The sequence below is a fragment of the Desulfosarcina sp. genome (assembly GCF_041551955.1).
Taxonomy (GTDB): Bacteria; Desulfobacterota; Desulfobacteria; order Desulfobacterales; family Desulfosarcinaceae; genus Desulfosarcina.
Window position 1 is genome coordinate 1 of the sequence record NZ_JBFELV010000542.1, and the last position, 3,024, is coordinate 3,024.

3 protein-coding genes are annotated in these 3,024 nt (G+C 50.1%); all 3 read right to left on the minus strand.

What is annotated here, in order from left to right:
• Positions 1-279: 279 nt before the first annotated feature.
• Positions 280-1,668, minus strand: a complete 1,389-nt coding sequence (locus ABYV26_RS23805) for an IPT/TIG domain-containing protein (protein WP_372683840.1) — start codon at positions 1,666-1,668, stop codon at positions 280-282.
• A gap of 124 nt (positions 1,669-1,792) precedes the next feature.
• Positions 1,793-2,494 carry a putative metal-binding motif-containing protein gene (locus tag ABYV26_RS23810; RefSeq protein ID WP_372683841.1) on the minus strand — a complete coding sequence of 234 codons (702 nt, stop codon included), beginning with the start codon at positions 2,492-2,494 and terminating at the stop codon, positions 1,793-1,795.
• A 209-nt stretch (positions 2,495-2,703) separates the two neighbouring features.
• Positions 2,704-3,024: hypothetical protein (locus tag ABYV26_RS23815; protein WP_372683842.1), on the minus strand; the 321-nt coding region annotated here is incomplete at its 5' end.

Consider the following 3,024-nt stretch of genomic DNA (forward strand, 5'->3'; position numbering starts at 1 on the left):
CTCAGCACCGTGGGTAAACGCCGCGAACAACACAACCAGAGCAAAAAAAACTGCGCCAATAGGTTTCGTAAAAATCATGGTGCCCCTCCAAAATAAATAATTGATAAGAACTCCCTTTTTGAGAGTGGGATAAGGAAAAATTTAAGGTTGTTGATTGTACCCTGAAACATCCCTATATATAGCGCGAACGGATATCAAATACCAATCCTGCTTCGACAACCGTTGATTTAGACTCACATAACCGATATCCGTGATTTGGCTCCGTGAAAATAGGCGCTTTTACCAATACGGCGTACCCCTGGGACCTTCGATTGTGACACGAGAAGCGACACGAAGGCAGGTAAACGGCGGGGCGTCCAGCGTAATAATATTTTTAATTCGGTTTGTGGCGGGATCAGGTTCGAGCATGTACCATGCCCTGCCGCGGCCCGACACTATTTCCTTTCTGAAGCTTCTAACAATCCAGCCTTCTTTCATCTCGAAATTCTCAAAGTTATAAAAGGTTTCTACGTTGCCCGTTATCTTCCACGAGCGGTCAATTTCATGGTAGCTGCTGAGTTGGACCGATTCTTTGTCGGGTTCGAAAACAATCGGATGTCGTACTTCTCTGCCCTGATCATTTCGAATGATTATCTGGCCGCGGGTCCTGTGCAGCCCTCCTATCCCGTCAGGAATGCCTGCAGATATTAGGGTATCGCTCCATTCGCGGATATTCCCTCGAAACAACTGGCTCCCGAAATCGAATTCTATGCTACCCCGCCCACCCAAATGGCGGCCTTCAATGGCCACGGAGTTGCCCGGCATGATCTCATCACTGGAAACCGAGACAATCTCCGGGTCGCGTATGCTTGGGTGGAGTTCTATATCGCGTGTTGGCCCCAATGAGGTCGCCTGGAGCTTGACCCACAATCGCACGCTGACTCCGCTTTCTCTGACAACCGAATCCATGTATTCGGGAATGGCTATTTCGATTCGAGTGTCGTTCCAGCTCTCGAGGTCGCATATGTACCGCCTGCCCGATAGCAACAATTCTACACTCCCTCTTGCGGAGCCGAAATTGCTCCCGGAAATCGTCAGTCTGTCGCCGACGCGAATCGGTTCCGGACCCAGGGAGGTGATCTGGGCGGGTGTTCCGGTGGTGGAAGAAGGGGCTCTCCGGGCAGTCGTCATGGGTTGTATGGATTTTACGGTTTTGGAGGAAGGCGCTCGCTGAAGACCGGTCCTGGTTCCGGTCTTTGGTTTTGCTGCCTTTTTCGTATTCCGAAAGGTCGTGACCGGTTTAGCTTTCAGTCGTCGAAGCATCGTGGTTGCTTTTCGGTCAATAGCCCTTTTCTTGCGCACATCAACAACAATCTTTTTCTTTACGACCTCGGGCTTCGTGCTGATGGAAGGTTTCTTTTCGCGGCCTGATAACGATTTGAGTTTATTGGCATAGAGGGGTTGTTTGATTTTATCTTCCAGCTCTTTTGTTTCGGCCTCGGAGAAACGGGCTTTTTCAAAAGCGACACTGATCTCGTTCATAGATTTGGCGTTCTGGATAAGGCGTAAAAAATCCTGAAGTTTATTGCCCGTTCCCTTTACCGTTGATGGCAAAATGAGAAAAAAAGCAAAAACTGCGGCAATAGTGATAACCATTGCAATCCTGTAATTCTTGAGGAATAGATTCATGAAAACAGTCTCCATTGTACCGTTATAGAAAACTCCATCACGCTCTGCATACTGAATCACCCCACGCAGGTAAGCCGTAGCTGATCATGCTTTGTTTCCTTTTGGAAGGAAGATCCATGATCCATTACGGGCAATTTCCTTCACGCGGGTTCTTTGTCGGATCGCTGTCGTCGCAATCATCGTTGTTTGTCGCCAGCCCCGAGCGAAGCTCCGAATAACAGATTTCAACGGGGGATGCAGGATCTCCGTAAAGATCACGGTCCTCATCGCGATACGCTGTCACTGTCACACCTTCGTCGATACTGCCGTCACAATTGTCGTCCCGTCCATTGCACACCTCGACCTGTCCGGGGTGAACGTCTGCGCGGCTGTCATCGCAATCATTCCCGTACATCAGGTTGGGATCTAAAAAGAAGGACCTAAATTGAGCCGGATCATTCCAGACCCGACTGTCCGTGAATCCATCATCGTCTTCATCCCTTACCCCGATAGTCGCAGGATCGCAGTCTTCATCATGACCTTCAAAGTCGGCCAATTCAAGATTGCCGGGAAAACGCTTGCTGTCATTGTCGTCACAATCGGCACAACCGAAGCGGGCGGCGGCATGACCGTCTCTGTCACTGTCTGCGTCTTGATCCGTTCCGGTTTCGATGGGCGCCTCGTTGCTCAACCAGAGAGTATCGGACGCGCGATAAAGACCCACCGTAAACCGACCCGCCCATTCGCTCAAGGGTTGGACACGCTCAGGGGGATAGCATAGCTGGTCCGGCATATCGGCGATGATCTCGTCGTCGCTCCACGTTCGCACAGTCAGAAAAAATGTCATCACAGGATCGCCTGCTGTATTCGAACGAACAAGCCTCACCTGACGACCATCGGAGTCGTTCCCCAGGTTTTGACCCTTCAGCACTATTAACGTTTTCCTGCATCTTGTCAGGTCGAAAGCTCTGGAGATTCGAGGCATTACCGCCATACCCACTGCACTCGGCGCCTTCAGGTGTGTGACCGTCTGGGGCTTCCTGTCCATCGGTTTCACTACTTTTCCATCTCGTTTTCTCGCAGCCGAAGAGGATGTCTGAGTTGACGTTTAGATAATGACTGCGCCATTTTCGGGCAATTTGGCGTCAGTGTGACAATATCGCTCCTGTTGTTCTTGTCATCCACTTCGGCAATCTCGTTTCTATAATCTAAATACACGCCCACTCGAAAAGGCTCGTGCACTCTTATCTTTGTGTTGTACGAAACCTTTCCGCCCGGTTTAAGTAGCGCACCTTTTGCATCGACTGGTGCTTTTCCTTTCTTTGAGGCTGTGCCGAGATTAAAATCTTCATGGTTCTTGCCATAACGAATCCGCAC

Excerpts from the sequence above, each read along its gene's own strand:
- ABYV26_RS23805 (WP_372683840.1), bottom strand. The coding sequence starts at position 1,668 with ATGAATCTATTCCTCAAGAATTACAGGATTGCAATGGTTATCACTATT.
- ABYV26_RS23810 (WP_372683841.1), bottom strand. The coding sequence starts at position 2,494 with ATGACATTTTTTCTGACTGTGCGAACGTGGAGCGACGACGAGATCATC.